This is a genomic window from uncultured Streptococcus sp. (assembly GCF_963516515.1).
GTDB lineage: Bacteria > Bacillota > Bacilli > Lactobacillales > Streptococcaceae > Streptococcus.
Genome location: NZ_CAUQCJ010000007.1, coordinates 15,580 through 39,103, shown reverse-complemented (window position 1 = coordinate 39,103; position 23,524 = coordinate 15,580). Strand labels below are relative to the sequence as shown.

At 39.9% G+C, this 23,524-nt stretch carries 20 protein-coding genes, 1 pseudogene and 1 other annotated feature; of the genes and pseudogenes, 19 read left to right on the top strand and 2 right to left on the bottom strand.

Annotation, left to right across the window (positions count from 1 at the left end):
• The first annotated feature begins 8 nt into the window (after positions 1–8).
• The 9 genes from RYL77_RS02590 to RYL77_RS02550 all read left to right on the top strand — a co-directional run bounded on the left by RYL77_RS02590 (position 9) and on the right by RYL77_RS02550 (position 9,331).
• Positions 9–347 (top strand): YlbF/YmcA family competence regulator, encoded by a 339-nt coding sequence (locus RYL77_RS02590; RefSeq protein WP_000065980.1) that lies wholly within the window; start codon positions 9–11, stop codon positions 345–347.
• 91 nt (positions 348–438) lie between these two features.
• The gene (aroA, locus tag RYL77_RS02585; protein ID WP_315009643.1) at positions 439–1,722 is read left to right on the top strand and encodes a 3-phosphoshikimate 1-carboxyvinyltransferase; all 1,284 of its coding nucleotides are present in this window, start codon (positions 439–441) and stop codon (positions 1,720–1,722) included.
• Positions 1,715–2,191, top strand: a complete 477-nt coding sequence (locus RYL77_RS02580) for a shikimate kinase (RefSeq protein WP_315009641.1) — start codon at positions 1,715–1,717, stop codon at positions 2,189–2,191. Before aroA ends, RYL77_RS02580 begins: the two co-directional genes overlap by 8 nt.
• Positions 2,188–3,036 (top strand): prephenate dehydratase, encoded by an 849-nt coding sequence (gene pheA, locus RYL77_RS02575; protein WP_315009639.1) that lies wholly within the window; start codon positions 2,188–2,190, stop codon positions 3,034–3,036. The genes RYL77_RS02580 and pheA overlap by 4 nt, the downstream gene beginning before the upstream one ends.
• A complete protein-coding gene (locus RYL77_RS02570) occupies positions 3,033–4,343 on the top strand; it encodes an LCP family protein (RefSeq protein ID WP_315009637.1) in 1,311 nt (436 codons plus the stop codon). Before pheA ends, RYL77_RS02570 begins: the two co-directional genes overlap by 4 nt.
• Before the next feature lie 125 nt (positions 4,344–4,468).
• Entirely contained in the window at positions 4,469–5,314 is an 846-nt protein-coding gene (locus tag RYL77_RS02565) for a phosphorylcholine transferase LicD (protein ID WP_315009634.1), read from the top strand.
• Entirely contained in the window at positions 5,311–6,279 is a 969-nt protein-coding gene (locus tag RYL77_RS02560) for a glycosyltransferase family 2 protein (RefSeq protein ID WP_315009633.1), read from the top strand. The genes RYL77_RS02565 and RYL77_RS02560 overlap by 4 nt, the downstream gene beginning before the upstream one ends.
• Before the next feature lie 21 nt (positions 6,280–6,300).
• The gene (locus RYL77_RS02555; RefSeq protein WP_315009631.1) at positions 6,301–8,460 is read left to right on the top strand and encodes a LicD family protein; all 2,160 of its coding nucleotides are present in this window, start codon (positions 6,301–6,303) and stop codon (positions 8,458–8,460) included.
• A 58-nt stretch (positions 8,461–8,518) separates the two neighbouring features.
• Entirely contained in the window at positions 8,519–9,331 is an 813-nt protein-coding gene (locus tag RYL77_RS02550) for a LicD family protein (RefSeq protein WP_315009629.1), read from the top strand.
• A gap of 95 nt (positions 9,332–9,426) precedes the next feature.
• Here RYL77_RS02550 and RYL77_RS02545 read toward each other — a convergent pair whose 3' ends face one another.
• Complete coding sequence (locus tag RYL77_RS02545; RefSeq protein ID WP_315009627.1) at positions 9,427–10,905, bottom strand: oligosaccharide flippase family protein; 1,479 nt, start codon at positions 10,903–10,905, stop codon at positions 9,427–9,429.
• Positions 10,906–11,029: 124 nt separating this feature from the next.
• On the opposite strand from RYL77_RS02545, the gene mecA reads away from it, so the two are divergent.
• From mecA to RYL77_RS02495, 10 genes are all read left to right on the top strand, one after another.
• Positions 11,030–11,767, top strand: coding sequence for an adaptor protein MecA (gene mecA, locus RYL77_RS02540; RefSeq protein ID WP_315009625.1), 738 nt, complete (start codon positions 11,030–11,032; stop codon positions 11,765–11,767).
• Between the two features lie 151 nt (positions 11,768–11,918).
• Positions 11,919–13,205, top strand: a complete 1,287-nt coding sequence (locus RYL77_RS02535) for a homoserine dehydrogenase (RefSeq protein WP_315009623.1) — start codon at positions 11,919–11,921, stop codon at positions 13,203–13,205.
• 1 nt (position 13,206) lies between these two features.
• A complete protein-coding gene (gene thrB, locus RYL77_RS02530) occupies positions 13,207–14,076 on the top strand; it encodes a homoserine kinase (RefSeq protein WP_315009621.1) in 870 nt (289 codons plus the stop codon).
• Between the two features lie 213 nt (positions 14,077–14,289).
• Positions 14,290–15,228, top strand: coding sequence for a peptide-methionine (R)-S-oxide reductase MsrB (gene msrB, locus RYL77_RS02525; protein WP_315009620.1), 939 nt, complete (start codon positions 14,290–14,292; stop codon positions 15,226–15,228).
• 60 nt (positions 15,229–15,288) lie between these two features.
• Complete coding sequence (locus RYL77_RS02520) at positions 15,289–17,013, top strand: ABC transporter ATP-binding protein (RefSeq protein ID WP_315009618.1); 1,725 nt, start codon at positions 15,289–15,291, stop codon at positions 17,011–17,013.
• A gap of 1 nt (position 17,014) precedes the next feature.
• Positions 17,015–18,763 (top strand): ABC transporter ATP-binding protein, encoded by a 1,749-nt coding sequence (locus tag RYL77_RS02515; RefSeq protein ID WP_315009616.1) that lies wholly within the window; start codon positions 17,015–17,017, stop codon positions 18,761–18,763.
• A gap of 114 nt (positions 18,764–18,877) precedes the next feature.
• Positions 18,878–20,137 carry a TRZ/ATZ family protein gene (locus RYL77_RS02510; RefSeq protein ID WP_315009614.1) on the top strand — a complete coding sequence of 420 codons (1,260 nt, stop codon included), beginning with the start codon at positions 18,878–18,880 and terminating at the stop codon, positions 20,135–20,137.
• Between the two features lie 75 nt (positions 20,138–20,212).
• Positions 20,213–20,348 (top strand) — a sequence feature (ribosomal protein L10 leader region).
• A 38-nt stretch (positions 20,349–20,386) separates the two neighbouring features.
• The gene (rplJ, locus tag RYL77_RS02505; protein ID WP_001287278.1) at positions 20,387–20,887 is read left to right on the top strand and encodes a 50S ribosomal protein L10; all 501 of its coding nucleotides are present in this window, start codon (positions 20,387–20,389) and stop codon (positions 20,885–20,887) included.
• 74 nt (positions 20,888–20,961) lie between these two features.
• Complete coding sequence (gene rplL, locus RYL77_RS02500; RefSeq protein ID WP_001196965.1) at positions 20,962–21,330, top strand: 50S ribosomal protein L7/L12; 369 nt, start codon at positions 20,962–20,964, stop codon at positions 21,328–21,330.
• Between the two features lie 387 nt (positions 21,331–21,717).
• Positions 21,718–22,765, top strand: a protein-coding gene (locus RYL77_RS02495; RefSeq protein ID WP_315009606.1) for an IS630 family transposase whose coding sequence is annotated in 2 segments (ribosomal slippage) — positions 21,718–22,214 and positions 22,213–22,765 — 1,050 coding nt in all. Because the reading frame shifts where the segments join, the coding sequence is not laid out codon by codon here.
• Here the strand turns inward: RYL77_RS02495 and RYL77_RS02490 are convergent.
• A pseudogene (locus tag RYL77_RS02490) lies at positions 22,761–23,438 on the bottom strand (helix-turn-helix domain-containing protein); the annotation flags it as partial. The gene RYL77_RS02495 and the pseudogene RYL77_RS02490 overlap by 5 nt on opposite strands.
• Between the last annotated feature and the right edge of the window lie 86 nt (positions 23,439–23,524).

Here is a 23,524-nt window from a genome sequence, read left to right as displayed (position 1 = left end):
AGAAAATCATGTCAAATATTTACGATAGTGCAAACGAACTCAGTCGCGGTTTACGCGAATTACCAGAATACAAGGCTGTCAAAGCAGCTAAAGATGCTATTTCAGCAGATGCTGAGGCAAGCAAAATTTTTACAGAATATGTTGCCTTCCAAGAGGAAATTCAAAGACTAGCGCAGACAGGTCAAATGCCAGACGCTTCCTTCCAAGCGAAGATGGAAGGTTTTGGCAAACAGATTCAGGGGAACAGCCTCTTGTCAGAATTCTTTACCAAGCAACAACAATTGGCCATTTACCTTTCTGACATTGAAAAAATTGTTTTTGAACCAGTTTCAGAATTGCTAAAATAAGAAAATAACTATCATAAAGTCAGGAATTTTTAAGGAATTTCTGGCTTTTTATGATAAAATAGGTAAAAGTATTGCAAGTATGAGGTCCAGTATGAAACTAAAAACAAATATTAGCCACTTACATGGCAGTATCCGCGTCCCTGGTGACAAGTCTATCAGCCACCGTTCCATTATTTTTGGAAGTTTGGCTGAGGGTGAGACCAAGGTTTATGATATACTGCGGGGTGAAGATGTCCTTTCTACTATGCAGGTTTTTCGAGACCTTGGTGTTGAGATTGAGGACAAAGATGGGGTTATTACTATTCAAGGTGTCGGTATGGACGGCTTAAAAGCGCCGCAAAATGCCCTTGATATGGGAAATTCTGGAACCTCGATTCGCCTGATTTCAGGTGTCCTTGCTGGTGTAGACTTCGAAGTAGAAATGTTTGGAGATGACAGTCTTTCCAAACGTCCTATGGATCGTGTGACCCTTCCACTGAAACAAATGGGCGTTAGTATTTCAGGGCAAACTGAGCGAGACCTGCCTCCCCTTCATTTAAAAGGGACGAAAAACCTAAAACCTATTCATTATGAGTTGCCAATTGCCTCTGCCCAAGTCAAGTCAGCCTTGATGTTTGCGGCCTTGCAGGCTCAGGGGGAGTCTGTTATTATCGAAAAAGAGTGCACCCGTAATCATACTGAAGATATGTTGCAACAATTTGGTGGTCATTTAAGTGTGGAGGGCAAAAAAATCACAGTCCAAGGGCCACAAAAATTGACAGGACAAAATGTGGTTGTTCCAGGAGATATTTCAAGTGCAGCCTTTTGGTTAGTCGCAGGTTTGATTGTTCCAAATTCTCGTGTGGTACTTAAGAATGTGGGCATCAACGAAACGCGTACAGGTATTATTGATGTCATTCGTGCCATGGGTGGAAAATTGGAAATAACTGAAATTGACCCAGTCGCTAAATCTGCAACCTTGACTGTTGAGTCTTCTGACTTGAAAGGAACAGAGATTGGTGGTGCTTTGATCCCACGATTGATTGATGAATTGCCAGTTATCGCTCTACTTGCGACCCAAGCTCAAGGTGTAACAGTTATTAAGGATGCTGAGGAACTTAAGGTCAAGGAAACAGACCGCATTCAGGTTGTGGCAGACGCTTTAAATAGCATGGGTGCGGATATCACACCTACAGCAGATGGAATGATTATCAAAGGGAAATCAGCCCTTCACGGTGCGAGAGTCAATACTTTTGGAGACCATCGTATCGGCATGATGACAGCCATCGCGGCTCTCTTGGTTGCAGATGGAGAAGTGGAGCTTGACCGTGCTGAAGCCATCAATACCAGCTATCCTAGCTTCTTTGATGATTTAGAGAGCTTGATTCATGGCTAAGGTATTACTAGGATTTATGGGGGCTGGCAAATCGACTATTGCAAGAGGCTTGGACCCTAATTACCTTGATATGGATGCCCTGATTGAGGAGCGCTTAGGTATGTCCATTGCGGAATTTTTCTCGGAAATGGGAGAAGAGGTCTTTCGACAGGTAGAGTCAGAAGTATTAGCTGAGTTACTACAAAGAGATCAAGTTGTGTCAACTGGTGGGGGAGTGGTTATTTCTCAGCGAAATCGTGACTTACTAAAGACCAATTCTGATAACATCTATCTGAAAGCTGATTTTGAAATCCTCTACCACCGTATCGCAGCTGATAAGGACAATCAGCGTCCGCTTTTTCTAAATAATAGCAAGGAAGAACTAGCAGCTATTTTTCAAGAAAGACAGGCTTGGTATGAGGAAGTGGCCAGTCGGGTTTTGGATGTGACCAAGTTAAGCCCAGAGGAAATTATAGAGGAACTGAGATGAAAATTGCTTATCTAGGTCCCAAGGGATCATTTTCACATCACGTTGTGCAGACAGCTTTTCCTCATGAGGAATTGCAGGCCTTTGCCAATATTACAGATGTTATCAAGGCTTATGAACAAGGCTTGGTGGACTATTCTGTGGTGCCAGTTGAAAATTCTATCGAGGGTAGTGTTCATGAAACCTTGGACTACCTTTTTCATCAGGCTCGCATCCAAGCAGTAGCAGAAATCGTTCAGCCTATTCATCAGCAGTTGATGGTGGTTCCAGGCCATACTAAGATTGAAAAGATTTTTTCACATCCACAGGCCTTGGCTCAAGGAAAGAAATTCATCGATGAACAATATCCAGAGGCCCAAATCGAGATAACAGCTAGTACAGCTTATGCGGCCCGCTTTATTTCCGAACATCCTGACCAGCCTTTTGCGGCCATTGCTCCTAGAAGTTCTGCTGAAGAATATGGTTTGGAACTGATTGCCGAGGATATTCAGGAAATGGAAGCCAATTTCACACGTTTTTGGGTTCTAGGAGCTGAAAATCCTAGTATTCCCTTGAAAGCACAAACTGAGAAAATGAGTTTGGCCTTGACATTACCTGACAACCTTCCAGGTGCACTTTATAAGGCCCTGTCGACCTTTGCTTGGCGAGGAATTGACCTGACAAAAATTGAAAGTCGGCCACTCAAGACAGCACTGGGTGAATACTTTTTCATTATCGATGTGGACTATGCTGATAAGGACCTGATCCACTTTGCCCAAAAAGAATTAGAAGCCATCGGAATCCAGTATAAGGTTCTGGGCGCCTATCCTATTTATCCAATATCAGACCATGGAAAGGAGAGAAGATGAGCCAAGAAAATCCTTTAAGCCATCACGAGCAGTTGCGTTATGACTATCTTTTTAAGAACATTCATTACCTCAATGAGCGAGAGAAAAAGGAGTTTGCTTACCTGCAAGGTAAGTTAAATATGGCTAGCGGTAGCGAAGTTTCTCCAGAAATTCATAATGAAAATCACGATATGGAAGAGTCTTTTATGGAACCAATCAATCAGTCTCCTCTTCCATCCTATGGTAACCGTAGTCGTTCAAAAAAATACCAGAAAAGTCATTCTCAACCAAAGGTTAAAGCAAAAAAACGCAAGATTCGTTGGGGGCGCATTTTTGCAGGATTGCTTGCCCTTCTGGCCTGTGTCGGTTTTGGCATGATTTTTATGTTCCTAAAAGGGTATTCAAATGCTGATCCAAACAAACCTGCCAATGCTAAGGCAGCTCAAGTAGAAGTCTTTAATGGTCAAGATACCAGAGATGGAGTTAATATTTTGATTATGGGGACGGATGGACGAATTGGCCAAAACAGTGCTGAAACGAGAACAGACTCTATTATGGTACTAAATGTTGGTGGCTCAGATAAGAAAATTAAGCTGGTCAGCTTCATGCGTGACAATTTGGTTTATATAGACGGTTATAGCCAAGTGATTAACGGTAGAAAGCAGTCCGATAACAAATTAAATGTAGCCTATGAGTTAGGAGAACAAGAGGGGCAAAAAGGGGCAGAAATGGTTCGCCAAGTCTTGAAAGATAATTTTGACTTGGACATTAAGTACTATGCTTTGGTAGACTTCCAGGCCTTTGCAACGGCGATTGACACGCTTTTCCCTGATGGTGTGACAATTGATGCCCAATTTTCAACATTGAATGGGCGTCCATTAACAGAAGCTACAGTCGGAGATGATTTGCATGCTACTGAGACTGAGTCTCCAACCCAAACCATCAAAGTCGGAAAACAGCAGATGAATGGCTCGACTTTGCTCAATTATGCTCGCTTCCGTGATGATGATGAAGGCGATTACGGTCGTACCAAGAGACAACAGCAAGTGTTGACAGCTGTTCTGCAACAACTCAAGGATCCAACTAAACTCTTTACTGGATCAGAAGCACTTGGTAAGGTCTTTGGCATGACCTCTACGAATGTTCCTTATAGTTTCCTACTGACCAATGGCTTATCCTTCCTAAATGGAGCGCAAAATGGCATTGAGAGATTAACAGTTCCAGAACTAGGTGATTGGGTCGATGCCTATGATGTCTATGGAGGCTTGGGCTTGCTGGTTGATCAAAATAAATATCAGAATAAATTATCTCAGATGGGCTTGAGATAAAATAAGATAGGAGAATCAAAGTTTGAAGGCTATTTATCTAGCAATCAAGCTTTGATTTTTTACAGTCTGCAATAGATTTTCACCCCTTATTTGTGGTATAATGAAACGATACGATAGAAAGAATAATGAACAATATGACTGATTTAAAAGCAATTCAGGCTCGTAGTCTGGAGATGGCTGAATATTTTGTGGCCTTTTGTAAAGAACATGATTTGCTTTGTTATCTTTGTGGGGGAGGTGCTATTGGTGCCCTTCGAAACAAGGGTTTCATTCCTTGGGACGACGACCTAGACTTTTTTATGCCCCGTAAGGACTATGAAAAATTGGCAGCATTATGGCCTCGTTATGCAGATGAGCGTTATTTCTTGTCAAAGAGTAACAAGGATTTTGTCGATCGTAATCTTTTTATTACCATTCGTGACAAGGAAACCACCTGTATCAAACCTTACCAGCAGGATTTGAATTTACCACATGGTTTGGCCTTGGACGTCTTGCCTTTGGATTATTATCCGAAAAATCCAGCTGAGCGGAAAAAACAGGTTCGTTGGGCACTGATTTATTCTCTTTTTTGTGCGCAAACTATTCCAGAAAAGCATGGCGCACTTATGAAATGGGGAAGTCGTATTTTACTGGGATTGACTCCAAAATCTCTCCGTTATCGCATTTGGAAAAAAGCTGAAAAAGAAATGACCAAGTACAGTCTAGCTGAGAGCGATGGAATCACGGAACTATGCTCAGGTCCTGGCTACATGAGAAACAAGTACCCAATCGCATCTTTTGAGGATAATCTTTTCTTGCCCTTTGAAGGAACAGAGATGCCTATTCCAGTTGGCTACGATGCCTATCTTAGTACTGCTTTTGGAGATTATATGACGCCACCACCAGCAGACAAGCAGCTACCACATCATGATGCTGTCATCGCTGATATGGATAAGTCTTATACAGAGTATAAGGGAGAATACGGAGCATGATGGGAGAAAAAATTAGCGTTATTGTTCCAGTCTACAATGTAGAAGCCTATCTGGAGCGATGTGTGAAGTCAATTCTTCAACAGACTTGTACCAATTTTGAACTAATCCTAATAAATGATGGGTCTACTGATTCTAGTGGACAAATCTGTGATTATTTAGCAGATCAGTATGAAAATATCAAGGTTTACCATATCGAAAATGCTGGTGTTTCTAATGCTAGAAATGTTGGAATTCAGCTAGCGACAGGTGCTTGGATAACTTTTATTGATAGCGATGATTTCGTCACCAATGATTACCTAGCTACTTTAGCTAGTGCAGTTGAGGGAGAACATGTAGGTTTTGTGATTGCTCCTCTACACCATATCAAAAATGGAATAGTGACAGACTTACCCTTGTATTCTGGTAGAAAAGAACTTTGGTCAACAGAAGAAACCATGAAAGAATTACTGATGACCACTAAGACCTCATTCTTTCCAGTCGCAAAACTATTTAAGAGAGACCTGCTGGCAGATGGTAAATTTAATACAGACTACCATCTAGCAGAAGATGCCTTATTTTTAACGGAATTGCTACTAAAGACAAGATGTAGTAGCGTATTTATTGACAAACCAATTTATTATTATGATCATCGTGAGGGAAGTGCGACAACATCTGTTAATCGGTATGTATTTGATACGATAGAAGTTTATAAGAACATCATTACTCAAGTATCACAAGTATTTCCTAATTTAAAATATGAATTAAAAAATAGAGAATGTTGGTCGTATATCACAGTTTACGATAAAATTATCTTTACTTCATCTGAACAGTATCAAAAGGAGAAAGTAGAACTAAGGGCTTGGATTATTCAGCATCGATATGAAATCTGGAAGGATGCTTATTTCACTAGATTTCGTAAGATAGCTGTCTTGTCACTTGTCTTTTCTCCATGGATATATAAAAAAATTGTTGGATTCAGAAACTAATATTATGAGAAGGAGTTGAAAATGAATTTTTCAAAAATGGATGAATACTTTGAAAAATCAAAACTATGGATTGCATATCTCTTTGTTTTCATTTCGATTTTAAGTATGAGTTCACTGGTTTATAAGATAGCAAATCCCCTTTATAAAGGATTGTCAGCGATTGTAGTGCTTTATATTTGCTATACCTTATTGTTTAAGTGGAAAAAAATCACAGTAGATCGTAAATTTCTGTCCTTATTTGGTCTATTAGCAGGAAGTCATCTGTTATCTGCTATTTTTAATCGCTCTGGACATTTGATTGGAAATGTGATTGAGATTCTCTTTATGGTAACCTATATTTTATTATTTACCATGTTAGAATCAGGTCAATTAAAGAAATTATTTGATTGGCTTGCATACACTATTCAACTTGTTTCTTTTTCTTCTGCGATTTTTGCATTTACATTATTAGTGAGTAAGGTACTTATCCTATTTAAAATTGGACAGCAATCTTATTACTATGGTGTTATGAATGGGCGTTTGTGGGGAATTGTCAATCCCAATGCTAGTGCAATTTTTTCATATATTAGCATTATTTTGGCTATGTATTTGATTCATAAAGGAAACAAATACTCTGTTTATCTAAAACTGAATAATGTGATTCAATTAGTTTACTTCGCAACCATGCAAAGTAGAGGAGCTTTATTGTCTTTAGTGTTGATGATTGGGTTATATAGTTTCTTTATTAACAGGGGCAAGTTAGCTAAGCGATTTCTAATCTTTATAGTTTCTGCTTTACTTGTTTCTGCTGCTAATATCGGATTGAGTTATGTAACCTCTATTTACATATCCTCAGGGAAAGCAACTGTATTAGACTTAAATAAAGGACAATCTTATGCAGAAACGGATTCTTCAGTTATAAAAAAAACAGGAGAACTTCATCTAATAGAAACAACACCTAGTGGTAGAACTTATATTTGGAAAAATGCTATAAAAATGGGAAGTGAGAAACCAATTTTTGGTTATGGTGTACGAAATGTTCCAGATTATTACACAAAATATTTCAGTAAATTTGAGATTCAAAATTCTCTTATTGGTGGAAATTTCCATAACATTTTTGTAACCATATTTGTTAGTTCTGGAATTTTAGGTTTAGTATCTTTTCTACTTATACTAGGATATATATTTAAGCGCTTTTTGACTTATTTGATTGTTTCTAAAAAGAACTCTGAAAAGTTGATTATGATTCTTTTCTTTGGCATCTTGTTCGGTCAATTGTTTGAAAGTCAGATTATGTACTCAACTAACTTTATTAATATTATCTTTTGGTTGATTATTGGTTATGGATTAGTTGTTTGCAAACGTGATGAAGGTATTCGTTATCAGGAAGTAACTGATATTAGAGAGATTCAACAGATGGAACTGGGAATCATGGAATACATTCATGAAACTTGTCAGAAAATTGGTGTCAAATATTTCCTAGCTTATGGCAGTCTTATCGGTGCGGTTCGTCATAAAGGTTTTATTCCTTGGGATGATGATATGGATATTTGTATGTTGCGTGAAGACTATGAGAAGTTGCAAGACTACCTTATCTCTAACCCTGACGAACGTTACGAAGTGATGTCTTATAAAAATAATCTCAACTATGTCTATCCCTTCATGAAAGTGCAGGATAATCAAACTTATTTGTTAGAAGAAGATGTTCGAATTGATTCCAATATGGGGATTTATGTAGATATTTTCCCTGTAGATGGTTACGAGGATGATTCTGTTTTTAAAGATAAAATGACAAGGCTTATAAAAAAACGTCAATTAAGCTGTTATACATTTAAGGGTATTACCAATACTAAAAGTCTATTAAATTCTTTAATTCGCTATATATCAGTTATTGTCTTCTATTTCACAAATACGAATAAGTATATTGGAGGCATTGATGAACTTGCTAAATCTAGAAAAGTAGATGATTACGAGTTGGTTGACTATCTTATTTATAAAGATATGCATAAACCAGTCTGGAAGCGAGAGTGGTTGGAACAAACTATTATGGGTGTATTCGAAGGTAAGGAATTTATGATTCCAAAAAATTATCATGAAATTCTGACCTCGGACTACGGAGACTACATGCAACTACCACCAGTTGAGCTAAGATTCTCTCATCATGATTTTCAATTGTGGAAAATTATTAAGGTATCCCAGTGATGTCATTGAAATGAAGAAGCCATTAACTCGATGTAAAAAGATTAGGAGTGAATAATAGATGTCAGAGAAAATTTTGACTCTTGAAGAAATTAAACAAATTGAATTAGATATTTTAAACTATTTGCATGAATTGTGTGAGGAACATGAAATCAAGTATTTTATTGATTTTGGAACCTTGCTAGGAGCTGTACGCCATAAAGGTTTTATTCCTTGGGATGATGATACCGATATTTCTTTGGCTCGAGATGAATTTGAAAAGCTCTATGAGATATTAAAAAATGAAAAACATCCCTACTATAGATTAATTTCATATAGAGAAACAAAGGGATATCCTTATACATATATGAGAGTTTACGATGTGAGGACACGTCGAGATGCTAATCTTTTAGATAAGTCAGTTATTCTAGGTACTTGTGTTGACATTTTTCCATACGATGGAGTTGTTACAGATGAACATGATAGAAAACAGATGAGACTTTATAAACAATTTATTCGACTTTCGTCTCTGAACTTTAAAGGAGTCAAAATAGATAATGGAGGTGTCAAGAATTTACCACGTTATTTTGCATCTGCAATTTTCAGACTGACTTCTCCACAGAAATGGAATGAAAAATTGGAGAAGTTAGCTTTGCAATATGATGTTGAGCAGGCTACAGATCTTGCATGTACTACTTATGACTCTTACTATCCAAGTGGAATTAAGAAAGAGTGGTTATATGATACAATTGAAATGCCATATGAGAATATTCTTGTGAAGGTTCCTAGAAAATTCCATGAGATTCTGGTTTACGAGTTTGGTGAAGACTATATGACTCCTCCGCCTATTGAAAATCAAAATCCAGGAACTGATAAAAATTACTGGACTGATTAATTTATGAGCAAATTGCTTTGATTTGATAATTCGATAAAATAAATAACCTACCTATCTACTGGAATATTCCTTGTTTTAGATAGGTAGGTTATTTTTTAATTTCTTTTAATCTTAGCAAAAGCAAGATTGAGTGCATAGTGGAGTGTTTTATCTTTTGTGATAAAAAGTATCAAGAGATAGTAGATTCCACAGGTTGCAACAGTCGAGAGTACCATGAGTATCATATTGAGGTTAACTGTATAAGAGTTGATTTGGAAAAGGGATTTAAACGCAAAATAGATCGGGATGAATCCAAGGGATACAATAGTATAGTGTGTTAAAGTAGTAAAGATCTCTTTTAAATCAAGTAGCTGATGTTTCTTGATAAAGTAAATTTCCAGTAGAACAACTACAGTTTCTGCAATAATAGTAGTAGCAATGTAGTACTCTGGTGCAAAAATATTATTGAAATACAAGAGACTGTTGAGTAGGATATTAGCTCCGCCACCAATAAAGTAAAAGGCTGTTAAACGATTTTCGTGGTCGTTGATGAAGATAATTTGTTTACCAAGGATTAACTCAATGGCCCAAATGATAGTACGAAAGGCAAAGACACTAGTCACAATACCAGCTTCAAGGTATTTTTCAGAAGAGTAGATGACTGTAGCGTAGTTTCCTAATACCATAATCCCAATACTGGTTGGAATGATAAGGAAATAAAAGAGGGCAGCTCCTTGGTTCAGAAGATTTTTATAAGATTCGTAGTCTTTCTTACCGAGATAGTAGCCGAGACGTGGAATACTGACATTGATAGCTCCACTCAGAACACTGGCAATCAACATGACGATGCTGAAAGCAATGGTATAATAAGAAATGTAGTTTTCATCAGGCCCTTTGGTGATAAACATTCTATCAAGTAAGGTATAGAGCATGTTGGCGTTCGCTAGGAGAAGCATAGTCAAGAGTGGTTTTGATGCTTTGATTAATTCGACAAGACCAATCTTAACAAAGGAAACTTCTCGTTTAATCCAGAGAAAACTGAGTAGATAGTTGAGAATTGTCGTTGCAGTCATGATGATTGCATAAGGAACGATATCATCTGGAGTTTTTACAAAGGTGAAGATAGCGACCAACATGGCAATACGAATAATCAATGTTTTGTATAAGATGAATGCATAATTTTCATAAGCTTCATTCATCCACTCGATATAAAGGAATTGGAAGAGAGCCTGTATACCAAGTATATAGTAGAGTTCTTTCAAATTTTCGATACTGTTATCCAGGTAAATAAATAGGAAATAGATACTGGTTGTTAGAACAGATGTAATAATGGATATATAGAATAATTTAGAGAAAACATAGTTGATTTTATTTTTATCATCCTTGACCTTACTGATAGCTCGAATTCCGTAGTTGTAAATCCCGAAGGCTGCTAAAGGAATGATAAAGCTAGCCCAGGTATTGGCGGTATTGAAATAACCGTAGTTGGATTTGCTGAGAATCCGTGTCAGATAGGGATTAGTTATCAGCGGAAAAACGATATTGAGAACATTGACTAGCAAGCTAGCCAGTGCATTAACTTTTATATTTTTCATTGTACTTTCTTTCTTGTATTGTAAAATGGTCTCTAGTATTATATCACATTCTCGCTTCATTCTTTTGATAAAATCGTAAAAATCTAGTATAATAGATAGAACTGAAAGTATGAGGTTACTAGCAATGAAAATGAAACAAATTAGTGATACAACTTTGAAAATCACGATGTCTTTAGAGGATTTGATGGATCGTGGCATGGAGATTGCTGACTTTCTTGTTCCTCAAGAAAAAACAGAAGAGTTCTTTTATGCTATCTTGGATGAGTTAGAGATGCCTGATAGCTTTCTGGATACAGGCATGTTGAGCTTCCGTGTGACTCCAAAACCTGATAAGGTCGATGTCTTTGTAACCAAATCAAAGATTGACCAAAATCTAGATTTTGAAGACTTATCGGATTTACCAGATATGGAAGAATTGGCTCAAATGTCGCCAGATGAATTTATCAAAACCTTGGAAAAAAGCATCGCAGAAAAGACTAAGGATGATATCGAAGCGATTCAATCTCTAGAGCAAGTAGAAGCCAGGGAAGAAGAGCAGGAGCAGGCTGAACAAGAAGCTGAAGGAAAGAAAGAACCTTACATCTATTACATCCTTTCTTTTGCTAAGTTAGCAGACTTGGTGGCTTTTGCCAAGACAGTGACTTTTGAGATGGAAACTTCTGAACTCTACAAAATGAACGAGCGCTATTATTTGACCATTTTAGTGGATATTGAAAATCATCCAAGTCCATATCCAGCTTGGCTGTTGGCTCGTATGCGTGAGTTTGCAGACGATAGTGATATCAGTCGTTCAGTCTTACAAGAGTATGGCCAAGTCTTGATGAATCACGATGCAGTGATCAATCTACAAAAGATTGGATAATCATTTCTGGAAAGCTATTTTCAGATTTTAAGAAGAGCGAATCGTCTGATTCGTTTTTTCTTTTCTAGACTGAAATAGTGATTTACTATAATAGGAATTTTCACAAAATTCTGTTATAATGGCTATATTAGAAAATTTCGAGGAGACAAACATGACAGTTAAAATTGCTTTACTAGGATTTGGTACCGTTGCAAGTGGTGTGCCTTTCCTCCTAAAGGAAAATGGAGAAAAAATCAATCAATCAGCACATTCAGAGATTGAAGTTGCCAAGGTATTGGTCAAGGATGAAGATGAAAAGAATCGCTTGCTTGCAGCAGGGAATGACTTTAACTTTGTAACCAATGTGGATGATATTTTATCAGATCAAGACATTACGATCGTAGTGGAATTGATGGGGCGTATCGAACCTGCTAAAACCTTTATCACTCGTGCCTTGGAGGCTGGCAAACACGTTGTTACTGCTAACAAGGACCTTTTGGCTGTCCATGGCGCAGAATTGTTAGAAATCGCTAAAGCTAACAAGGTAGCACTTTACTACGAAGCAGCAGTAGCTGGCGGTATTCCAATTCTTCGTACTCTAGCAAATTCCTTGGCTTCTGATAAAATCACGCGTGTACTTGGTGTGGTTAACGGAACTTCCAATTTCATGATGACCAAGATGGTCGAAGAAGGCTGGTCTTACGATGATGCTCTTGCGGAAGCACAAAGACTAGGTTTTGCAGAAAGTGACCCTACAAATGACGTAGATGGGATTGATGCAGCCTACAAGATGGTGATTTTGAGCCAATTTGCTTTTGGTATGAAGGTTGCCTTTGACAATGTAGCCCACAAGGGAATCCGCAACATTACACCAGAAGACGTAGCTGTAGCTCAAGAACTTGGATATGTAGTGAAATTGGTTGGTTCTATTGAGGAAACTCCTTCAGGAATTGCTGCAGAAGTGACTCCAACCTTCCTACCTAAAGCGCACCCACTTGCCAGTGTGAATGGCGTAATGAACGCTGTCTTTGTAGAATCTATTGGTATTGGTGAGTCTATGTACTACGGACCAGGTGCTGGTCAAAAACCAACTGCAACAAGTGTTGTGGCGGATATTGTCCGTATCGTTCGTCGCTTGAATGATGGAACCATCGGTAAAGATTTCAACGAATATAGCCGTGACTTGGTCTTGGCAAATCCAGAAGATGTCAAAGCAAATTACTACTTCTCAATCTTGGCTCCAGACTCAAAAGGTCAGGTCTTGAAATTGGCTGAAATCTTCAACGCTCAAGATATTTCCTTCAAGCAAATCCTCCAAGATGGCAAAGAAGGTGATAAGGCGCGTGTCGTTATCATCACACATAAGATTAATAAAGCCCAACTCGAAAATGTTTCAGCTGAATTGAAGAAGGTTTCAGAATTCGACCTCTTGAATACCTTCAAGGTGCTAGGAGAATAAGATGAAGATTATTGTACCTGCAACCAGTGCCAATATCGGGCCGGGTTTTGACTCGGTCGGTGTAGCTGTAACCAAGTATCTTCAAATTGAGGTTTGCGAAGAACGAGAAGAGTGGCTGATTGAACACCAGATTGGCAAATGGATTCCACATGACGAGCGTAATCTCTTGCTCAAAATCGCTTTGCAAATTGTACCAGACTTGCAACCAAGACGTTTGAAAATGACCAGTGATGTTCCCTTGGCGCGTGGTTTGGGTTCTTCTAGCTCGGTAATCGTTGCTGGGATTGAACTAGCCAACCAACTAGGCAAGCTCAATTTATCTGACCATGAAAAGTTGCAGTTGGCGACCAAGATTGAAGGGCATCCAGACAATGTAGCTCCAGCTATTTATGGTAATCTCGTTATTGCAAGTTCCGTTGAAGGGCAAGTCTCAGCGATTGTGGCAGACTTCCCCGAGTGTGACTTTTTGGCTTATATTCCCAACTATGAATTACGCACTCGCGATAGCCGCGGTGTCTTGCCTAAAAAATTGTCTTACAAGGAAGCTGTTGCTGCTAGTTCTATCGCCAATGTGGCGGTTGCAGCCTTGTTAGCAGGAGACATGGTAACAGCTGGGGAAGCAATCGAGGGAGACCTCTTCCACGAACGTTACCGTCAGGACTTGGTGAGAGAATTTGCGACAATCAAGCAAGTGGCCAAAGAGAATGGTGCCTATGCAACCTATCTTTCTGGTGCCGGACCGACAGTTATGGTCTTGGCTTCTCATGACAAGATGCCGGCGATTAAGGCAGAATTGGAAAAGCAACCTTTCAAAGGAAAACTTCATGACTTGAAAGTTGATACCCAAGGTGTCCGTGTCGAATCAAAATAAAGAATAGAAGATAGGATGGGGAAACTCTCGACCAGAGGGCTTCCTATCCTTTTTTTGAAAAGAAGTTTATACTCAATGAAAATCAATGAGCAAACTAGGAAGCTAGCCGCAGGCTGCTCAAAACAGTGTTTTGAGGTTGCAGATGTAAGCTGACGTGGTTTGAAGAGATTTTCGAAGAGTATTAGTTAAAAACTTGATAAAGGAGAAATAAAGATGGCAGAAATTTATCTAGCAGGTGGTTGTTTTTGGGGCCTTGAGGAGTATTTTTCACGTATTTCTGGAGTGTTGGCAACTAGTGTTGGCTACGCTAATGGCCAAGTTGAAACGACCAATTATCAACTAATCAAGGAAACAGACCATGCAGAGACGGTTCAAGTGATTTATGATGAGAAGACAGTGGCGCTCAGAGAGATTTTACTTTATTATTTCCGAGCCATCGATCCCTTGTCAATCAATCAACAAGGGAATGACCGTGGTCGCCAATATCGAACTGGGATCTATTATCAGGATGAAGCAGACCTGCCAGCTATCTATACAGTGGTGCGGGAACAAGAGCGTATGCTGGGTCGAAAGATTGCAGTAGAGGTGGAGAAACTTCGCCACTATATTTTAGCTGAAGATTACCATCAAGACTATCTCAAGAAAAATCCTTCCGGTTACTGTCATATCGATGTGACCGATGCTGAGAAGCCATTGATTGACGCAGTCAACTATGAAAAGCCTAGTCAAGAGGTGTTGAAAGCCAGTTTATCTGAAGAGTCTTACCGTGTCACCCAAGAAGCTGCTACAGAAGTGCCGTTTAGTAATGTCTATGACCAAACTTTTGAAGAGGGCATTTATGTAGATATTACGACAGGTGAGCCACTCTTTTTCGCTAAGGATAAGTTTGCTTCAGGTTGTGGTTGGCCAAGTTTTAGCCGTCCAATTTCCAAGGAATTGGTTCACTACTATAAGGATCTGAGCCATGGAATGGAGCGAATCGAGGTTCGTTCTCGTTCAGGCAATGCTCATTTGGGTCATGTTTTCACAGATGGACCTCGGGAGTTAGGTGGCCTGCGTTACTGTATCAATTCTGCCTCCTTACGCTTTGTGGCCAAGGATGAGATGGACGAAGCAGGATATGGCTATCTATTGCCATACTTAAACAAATAAAATTGAGAGGGTGGGAGCTTCCCACTTTCTTCATTTTCAGAATAAGAATAGAAGGGATTTATGAAACACTTACTATCTTACTTTAAACCCTACATCAAAGAATCGATTTTAGCACCCTTGTTCAAGCTACTAGAAGCTGTGTTTGAGCTCTTGGTTCCCATGGTGATTGCAGGGATTGTTGACCAATCCTTGCCCCAGAGAGATCAAGGACACCTCTGGATGCAGATTGGCCTGCTTCTTATCTTTGCCGTGATTGGTGTTTTAGTGGCCTTGATAGCCCAGTTTTACTCAGCCAAGGCAGCGGTTGGGTTTACCAAAGAACTGACAAACGACCTTTATCGTCATATTCTTTCCTTGCCCAAGGATAGCAGAGACCGTTTGACAACTTCTAGCTTGGTCACTCGCTTGACTTCGGATACCTACCAGATTCAGACTGGTATCAATCAATTTCTGCGTCTCTTTTTACGAGCGCCCATTATCGTTTTTGGTGCCATTTTTATGGCCTATCGAATCTCAGCTGAGCTGACTTTCTGGTTCTTGGTCATGGTTGTGATTTTGACCATTATCATTGTAGGTCTTTCTCGGCTGGTCAATCCTCTCTACAGTAGTCTGAGAAAGAAAACGGACCAGCTGGTTCAGGAAACGCGCCAGCAATTACAAGGCATGCGGGTTATTCGTGCTTTTGGACAAGAAAAACGAGAGTTACAGATTTTTCAAACCCTTAACCAAGTCTATGCTCGATTGCAAGAAAAGACGGGTTTCTGGTCTAGTTTGTTAACACCTCTGACCTATCTGATTGTTAATGGAACTCTTCTCATCATTATCTGGCAGGGCTATATTTCGATTCAAGGAGGATTGCTAAGTCAAGGTGCTCTCATTGCCCTTATCAACTATCTCTTACAGATTTTGGTGGAATTGATCAAGCTAGCCATGCTGATCAATTCTCTCAACCAGTCCTATATCTCAGCCAAGCGAATTGAGGAAGTCTTTGCCGAAGCTCCCGAAGACATCCACTCAGAGTTAGAACAAAAGCAAGATACCAGTAATCAGGTTTTACAAGTCCAAGAAATGACATTTACCTATCCTGATGCGGCCCAGCCTTCTCTGAGAGACATTTCCTTTGATATGAGTCAAGGGCAAATCCTCGGTATCATCGGAGGGACGGGTTCTGGTAAATCAAGCTTGGTGCAAGTCTTACTTGGACTTTATCCAGCAGACAAGGGGAGCATTGACCTTTATCGAGATGGATGTAGTCCTCTTAATCTTGAGCAATGGCGGTCTTGGATTGCCTATGTGCCACAAAAGGTCGAACTCTTTAAGGGAACCATTCGTTCCAACTTGACTTTGGGTTTCAATCAAGAACTATCTGACCAGGAACTCTGGCAGGCCTTGGAAATTGCACAAGCCAAGGATTTTGTCAGTGAAAAGGAAGGGCTCTTGGATGGCCTAGTTGAGGCAGGAGGTCGAAATTTCTCAGGTGGACAAAAACAAAGGCTGTCTATCGCTCGCGCAGTCTTGCGCCAAGCTCCATTTCTCATCCTAGATGATGCGACTTCGGCCCTCGACACCATTACCGAGTCCAAGCTCTTGAAAGCTATCCGAGAAAATTTGCCAGACACCAGTTTAATCTTGATCTCTCAACGAACCTCGACTCTACAGATGGCTGACCAGATTCTCCTCTTAGAAAAAGGAGAGCTCTTAGCTATCGGCAAGCACGAGGACTTGATGAAGACTAGTCAAGTCTATCGTGAAATCAATGCATCCCAACATGGAAAGGAGGACTAGCATGAGACGACAAACTGCAAACCAGACGCTCAAACGTTTGGCAAAAGATTTAGCTAGCCATCCCTTCCTCCTTTTCCTAGCCTTTCTAGGAACCATTGCCCAAGTTGGCTTATCAATTTACCTACCTATTCTGATTGGGCAGGTCATTGACCAAGTCCTAGTGGCTGGTTCATCACCAGTTTTTTGGCAGATTTTTCTCCATATGCTCTTGGTGGTCATAGGAAATACTCTGGTACAATGGGCCAATCCTCTTCTTTATAATCGTTTAATCTTCTCTTATACTAGAGACTTACGAGAGCGAATCATTCATAAGCTCCATCGGTTACCGATTGCTTTTGTGGATCGTCAAGGTAGTGGAGAGATGGTTAGTCGTGTGACCACAGACATAGAACAGCTGGCAGCCGGCTTGACCATGATTTTTAATCAATTTTTCATTGGCGTTTTGATGATTTTGGTTAGTATTCTAGCCATGCTTCAAATTCATCTCCTCATGACTCTTTTGGTCTTGCTATTGACGCCACTGTCTATGGTGATTTCACGCTTTATTGCCAAACGCTCCTATCATCTCTTTCAGAAGCAAACAGAGACAAGGGGGATTCAGACACAATTAATTGAAGAATCGTTGAGCCAGCAGACCATTATCCAGTCCTTTAATGCTCAAGAAGAGTTTATCCAAAGACTGCGTGAGGCTAATGACAACTATGCAGGTTATTCGCAGTCGGCCATCTTTTATTCTTCAACGGTCAATCCTTCTACTCGCTTTGTCAATGCGCTCATTTACGCTCTTCTTGCTGGAGTGGGAGCTTATCGTATCATGATGGGGTCCACCTTGACCATCGGTCGTTTAGTGACTTTTTTGAACTATGTCCAGCAGTACACCAAGCCCTTTAACGATATTTCTTCAGTTCTAGCCGAGTTGCAAAGTGCTTTAGCTTGTGCAGAGCGCGTCTATGCTGTCTTAGAAAGTCCTGAGGTGGCTGAAACAGGCAAGGAAGTCTTGAACAGTGACCGGGTTAAGGGAGCTATTTCCTTTAAGCATGTTTCTTTTGGCTACGATCCAGAAAAAATCTTGATTAAGGATTTGTCTATCGATATTCCGGCTGGTAGCAAGGTGGCCATCGTTGGTCCTACAGGTGCTGGGAAATCAACTCTTATCAATCTCCTTATGCGTTTTTACCCTATTAATTCAGGAGATATTCTGCTGGATGGGCAATCCATTTATGATTATACCCGAGCATCATTGAGACAGCAGTTTGGGATGGTGCTCCAAGAAACCTGGCTCAAGCAAGGGACCATTCATGACAATATTGCCTTTGGGAATCCTGATGCCAGTCGGGAGCAGGTGATTGCTGCTGCAAAAGCAGCCAACGCAGACTTTTTTATCCAACAGTTGCCACAGGGCTATGATACCAAGTTGGAAAATGCAGGAGAATCTCTCTCTGTCGGTCAGGCCCAGCTCTTGACTATCGCCCGAGTCTTTCTAGCTATCCCTAAGATTCTTATCTTAGACGAGGCGACTTCCTCCATTGATACACGGACAGAGGTGCTAGTACAGGATGCCTTTGCCAAACTCATGAAGGGACGTACAAGCTTTATCATTGCTCACCGCTTGTCAACCATTCAGGATGCGGATTTGATTCTTGTCTTGGTGGATGGTGACATTGTTGAGTATGGGAACCATTATGACCTCATGGCTAGGAAGGGCAAGTATTACCAAATGCAGCAAGCTGCAGCTTTTAGCTCAGAATAAGCCTTTCTATTTTAAAATCTTATGGACAAAAAAAGTTGCCTTCGGGTGACTTTTTTGTTACAATAGCTAGAAAAATTATTCACTGTAAATTGTCTTATAGAAAAGGAGCCTAGAATGAAAGTCTATCAGCATGTAAATATCGTGACTTGTGACCAAGATTTCCATGTCTATCTAGATGGAATCTTAGCCGTTAAGGATTCTCAAATCGTCTATGTTGGTCAAGAGAAGTCAGAGATTTTAGAGCAAGCTGAGCAGATTATAGACTATCAGGGAGCCTGGATTATGCCTGGTTTGGTCAATTGTCATACCCATTCTGCTATGACCGGATTGAGAGGAATTCGGGATGACAGCAATCTCCATGAATGGCTCAATGACTATATCTGGCCTGCAGAAGCTGGGTTTACACCAGACATGACTATCAAAGCGGTCAAAGAAGCTCTGACAGAAATGCTCCAGTCAGGGATAACAACCTTTAACGATATGTACAATCCCAATGGAGTGGATATTGAGCAGATTTATCAGGCAGTCAAGGCTTCTAAGATGCGTTGTTATTTCTCGCCGACCCTCTTTTCTTCAGATACAGAAACAACTGCTGAGACTATAAGCAGAACACGAGCCATCATAGAGGAAATCTTAGGATATGAAAATCCAAATTTCAAGGTTATGGTAGCTCCTCACTCTCCCTACAGCTGTAGTAGAGACTTGCTGGAAGCAAGCCTAGATATGGCAAAAGAGTTGGATATTTCCATCCATATCCATGTAGCGGAGACCAAGGAGGAGTCAGGAATTATCCTGAAGCGTTACGGCAAACGCCCCCTCGCCTTTCTAGATGAACTGGGTTACTTAGAGCATCCGTCTGTCTTTGCTCATGGGGTCGAATTAAACGAGAGAGAAATTGAACGCTTGGCAACTTCTCAAGTGTCTATTGCCCACAATCCTATCAGTAACCTCAAATTGGCATCAGGGATTGCTCCCATCATCCAACTGCAAAAAGCAGGGGTAGCAGTCGGAATTGCGACTGACTCGGTTGCTTCCAATAACAATCTAGATATGTTTGAGGAAGGACGAACTGCAGCCCTCCTTCAGAAGATGAAAAGCGGAGATGCCAGCCAATTTCCTATAGAAACTGCTCTCAAGTCTCTCACAATCGAAGGTGCTAAAGTTCTAGGAATGGAAAATCAGATAGGAAGCCTAGAAGTCGGCAAGCAAGCAGATTTTCTCGTCATCCAACCTCAAGGAAAAATCCATCTCCAACCTAAGGGAAATATGCTTTCTCATCTCGTCTATGCTGTTAAATCCAGTGATGTTGATGATGTTTATATTGCTGGAGAACAGGTTGTTAAGCAAGGTCAAGTCCTGACAGTAGAACTTTAACAGAAAAATCACGAAAAATTTTAAAAAAAGTTTGCAAAAATCTTGCATTCTTTTTTTGACTATGCTATACTTATATACGGTTTGAAAAAACTGCCTAAGACAGTAGGGGAGCTCGACTCATAAGTATCCTACCGAGGACAAAACGTATCATGTAAAAAGAAGCGTATTGTACTTTCGTGTCTAGGTTTGGGCGCGTTTTTCTTTTGGAAAAATTCCCCAAGCAAAATAATAACGGAGGTGAACACACTAATGAGTGAAGCAATTATTGCTAAAAAAGCGGAACTAGTTGACGTAGTAGCTGAAAAAATGAAAGCTGCTGCATCTATCGTCGTTGTAGACGCTCGTGGTTTGACAGTTGAGCAAGATACAGTTCTTCGTCGTGAGCTTCGTGGAAGCGAAGTTGAGTATAAAGTCATTAAAAACTCAATCTTGCGTCGTGCAGCTGAAAAAGCTGGTCTTGAAGATCTTGCATCTGTATTTGTTGGACCATCTGCAGTAGCATTTTCTAACGAAGATGTTATCGCACCAGCGAAAATCTTGAACGACTTTTCTAAAAACGCTGAAGCACTTGAAATCAAAGGTGGTGCAATCGAAGGCGCTGTCGCATCTAAAGAAGAGATTCTTGCACTTGCAACTCTTCCAAACCGCGAAGGACTTCTTTCTATGCTCCTTTCTGTACTTCAAGCGCCAGTGCGCAACGTTGCTCTTGCAGTCAAAGCGGTTGCAGAAAGCAAAGAAGACGCAGCTTAATCTTAAGCTACGCAGCGTAGCCTAGCTACGAAAAAACTATTATAAAATTTAAAACTTATTTGGAGGAAATAACAATGGCATTGAACATTGAAAACATTATTGCTGAAATTAAAGAAGCTTCAATCCTTGAATTGAACGACCTTGTAAAAGCTATCGAAGAAGAATTTGGTGTAACTGCAGCTGCTCCTGTAGCTGTTGCTGCAGCTGGTGCTGCTGACGCTGGTGCTGCTAAAGATTCATTCGACGTTGAATTGACATCTGCAGGCGACAAAAAAGTTGGCGTTATCAAAGTTGTACGTGAAATCACAGGTCTTGGTCTTAAAGAAGCTAAAGAACTTGTTGACGGTGCACCAGCACTTGTTAAAGAAGGCGTTGCAACTGCAGAAGCTGAAGAAATCAAAGCTAAATTGGAAGAAGCTGGAGCTTCAGTTACTCTTAAATAAGAGGCATATACCAATTAGAATTCGGAATACTATAGTATCAGCCTTTTAGAATCGTGAACACATTTTAGAAACTGATAAATTAATTTAGTTTCCTACCAAAAACCCTACCAAAAATTAATTTGGCAGGGTTTTTCTTTTTAATAAAATTATTTTGGAGAACAGTTGAATATTGTTCTCCTTTTTTATTTTCTGGAGGAAAAATGACAAAAGAATTACAATCATCACGCTATATTGTCATACTCTTCGAAAATCAAATTCAAACCACGTCAGCGTCGCCTTACCGTACTCAAGTACAGCCTGCGGCTAGCTTCCTAGTTTGCTCTTTGATTTTCAGTGAGTATCATTTCATACTATACTAAAATCAAAAACCATCTTATAATAGTAGTTATGAAACTCACAAACGAAGAAATACAGAAAATTGAAAAACTCCTGAGAGATTCATCGTACGCCAAATATCATAAACGTCTACAGATTATTTATTTTCGCTCAAAAGGAAAGAGTTATAAGGAAATCATGGATCTGCTAGATTGCAATAAAACAACTGTTTGGAGGAATTTGAAAAAATACAAGGAGTTTGGTTTAGAAGCTCTTCTTCAAGAGACTCGTGGTGGGGGTCATCGAGAATATATGACTTACGAAGAAGAACAAGCATTTCTAAAACGTCATATAGAAGCTGCCCAGGCTGGGGAATTTGTGACTGTCAATCAGTTATTTGAAGCCTATCAAAAAGAGATTGGTCGCACTTCTACACGTGATGGTTTCTATTATCTTCTGAAACGCCATGGTTGGCGAACGGTCACTCCTAGACCTGAACATCCTAAGAAGGCAGACGCTCAGACAATTGAGACGTCTAAAAATAAAATCTACATTCGAGAGCTTAAGTAAGCGCTTTAAAGAGAAGGGGACTTATAACAAAGTACGTTTGATCTACCAAGATGAAGCTGGTTTCGGAAGAATTAGTAAGATGAGTTCTTGTTGGGCTCCTCAAGGAATTCGACCTAGCATTCCTAGTCATTATATGCGAGAATATCGCTATTGTTATGGGGCAGTAGATTCTCAGACAGGAGATTCCTTCTTCCTTATTACTGGAGGATGTAATACTGAGTGGACGAATGAATTTCTACGGCAAGCCTCACAAGCTTATCAAGATGACTATATGTTACTTATCATGGATAATGCTATATGGCATAAATCAAGTACCTTAGAGATTCCAAGTAATATTGACTTGGCTTTTATCCCACCTTATACACCAGAAATGAACTCTATTGAACAAGTCTGGAAAGAAATTCGAAAACGAGGTTTTAAAAATAAGGCTTTCCCAACATTTGAAGCCGTCATTGATAAGCTTCAAGAAGTTATTCAAGGATTGGAAAAAAATGTTTTAAAGTCCACTGTCAGCAGACAATGGACAAGGTTGCTTTTTGAAAACAATTGAGTATAAGTAGGACTTTACCCCCCCTCCTACCCATAACTGTGTCCATTTCCAACCATTTGAAGAAATCATCTATTTCTCGTAACTCTTGGAAATCTTGGTAGGTCCGCCCAAATTTCAATTCTTTGGGAATAGCTACTTTTCTTGATTTTCTGCGTTCTTTGAACTTGACCATCCGAGGGAAATCAATGGGCTTGGCTGTCAGATAGCCCATCTTGGCATGCCGATACACCGTAGCTTTCGAGACAGGTAGGTTATGTGTCTGAATGATATGGTAGATGCTTTGTTTCTTCTGGATGCCTTGGGTTAAGACCTTGTCCATCTGATAAAAACTTTCCTTGTTTAGGGGAATGCCCTCTCTGGACTCCCTCAACATAATCTCGTACTGTTCCTGCGCCTTTTTCGCGTAGTAAAGATAGCGGTTAAACCCACAATCAGTCCTCTTTTTGGGACAGTTGTTACAGACATAAGGAGCTTTTTTGAGAAGTGGGCAATCCGTGCAATCAGAATTGACGGATGTTGGATGCATGATACGATTGCGCTTGATTTCCTTTGAAATCGTTGACGGATATTTTCCTATCTTCTCAGCTATGGAACGGAAAGTTTCCTGTTGACTGATTCCAGTTTGGATGTCAATACGGTCTTCTAGAGTGAGATGTTTTGATTTTTTCGTCATGAGGTTCCTCCTCACGAAAAGTCTCAGATTTAATTCTAGCATAATTCGTCGTCTGAGAGCAACTTCCAGTTTTGGGAGAGAGATGG

Bases quoted from the DNA above. Each gene is read 5' to 3' on its own strand.
- RYL77_RS02590 (WP_000065980.1), top strand. From the start codon at position 9: ATGTCAAATATTTACGATAGTGCAAACGAACTCAGTCGCGGTTTACGC.
- aroA (WP_315009643.1), top strand. From the start codon at position 439: ATGAAACTAAAAACAAATATTAGCCACTTACATGGCAGTATCCGCGTC.
- RYL77_RS02580 (WP_315009641.1), top strand. From the start codon at position 1,715: ATGGCTAAGGTATTACTAGGATTTATGGGGGCTGGCAAATCGACTATT.
- pheA (WP_315009639.1), top strand. From the start codon at position 2,188: ATGAAAATTGCTTATCTAGGTCCCAAGGGATCATTTTCACATCACGTT.
- RYL77_RS02570 (WP_315009637.1), top strand. From the start codon at position 3,033: ATGAGCCAAGAAAATCCTTTAAGCCATCACGAGCAGTTGCGTTATGAC.
- RYL77_RS02565 (WP_315009634.1), top strand. From the start codon at position 4,469: ATGAACAATATGACTGATTTAAAAGCAATTCAGGCTCGTAGTCTGGAG.
- RYL77_RS02560 (WP_315009633.1), top strand. From the start codon at position 5,311: ATGATGGGAGAAAAAATTAGCGTTATTGTTCCAGTCTACAATGTAGAA.
- RYL77_RS02555 (WP_315009631.1), top strand. From the start codon at position 6,301: ATGAATTTTTCAAAAATGGATGAATACTTTGAAAAATCAAAACTATGG.
- RYL77_RS02550 (WP_315009629.1), top strand. From the start codon at position 8,519: ATGTCAGAGAAAATTTTGACTCTTGAAGAAATTAAACAAATTGAATTA.
- RYL77_RS02545 (WP_315009627.1), bottom strand. From the start codon at position 10,905: ATGAAAAATATAAAAGTTAATGCACTGGCTAGCTTGCTAGTCAATGTT.
- mecA (WP_315009625.1), top strand. From the start codon at position 11,030: ATGAAAATGAAACAAATTAGTGATACAACTTTGAAAATCACGATGTCT.
- RYL77_RS02535 (WP_315009623.1), top strand. From the start codon at position 11,919: ATGACAGTTAAAATTGCTTTACTAGGATTTGGTACCGTTGCAAGTGGT.
- thrB (WP_315009621.1), top strand. From the start codon at position 13,207: ATGAAGATTATTGTACCTGCAACCAGTGCCAATATCGGGCCGGGTTTT.
- msrB (WP_315009620.1), top strand. From the start codon at position 14,290: ATGGCAGAAATTTATCTAGCAGGTGGTTGTTTTTGGGGCCTTGAGGAG.
- RYL77_RS02520 (WP_315009618.1), top strand. From the start codon at position 15,289: ATGAAACACTTACTATCTTACTTTAAACCCTACATCAAAGAATCGATT.
- RYL77_RS02515 (WP_315009616.1), top strand. From the start codon at position 17,015: ATGAGACGACAAACTGCAAACCAGACGCTCAAACGTTTGGCAAAAGAT.
- RYL77_RS02510 (WP_315009614.1), top strand. From the start codon at position 18,878: ATGAAAGTCTATCAGCATGTAAATATCGTGACTTGTGACCAAGATTTC.
- rplJ (WP_001287278.1), top strand. From the start codon at position 20,387: ATGAGTGAAGCAATTATTGCTAAAAAAGCGGAACTAGTTGACGTAGTA.
- rplL (WP_001196965.1), top strand. From the start codon at position 20,962: ATGGCATTGAACATTGAAAACATTATTGCTGAAATTAAAGAAGCTTCA.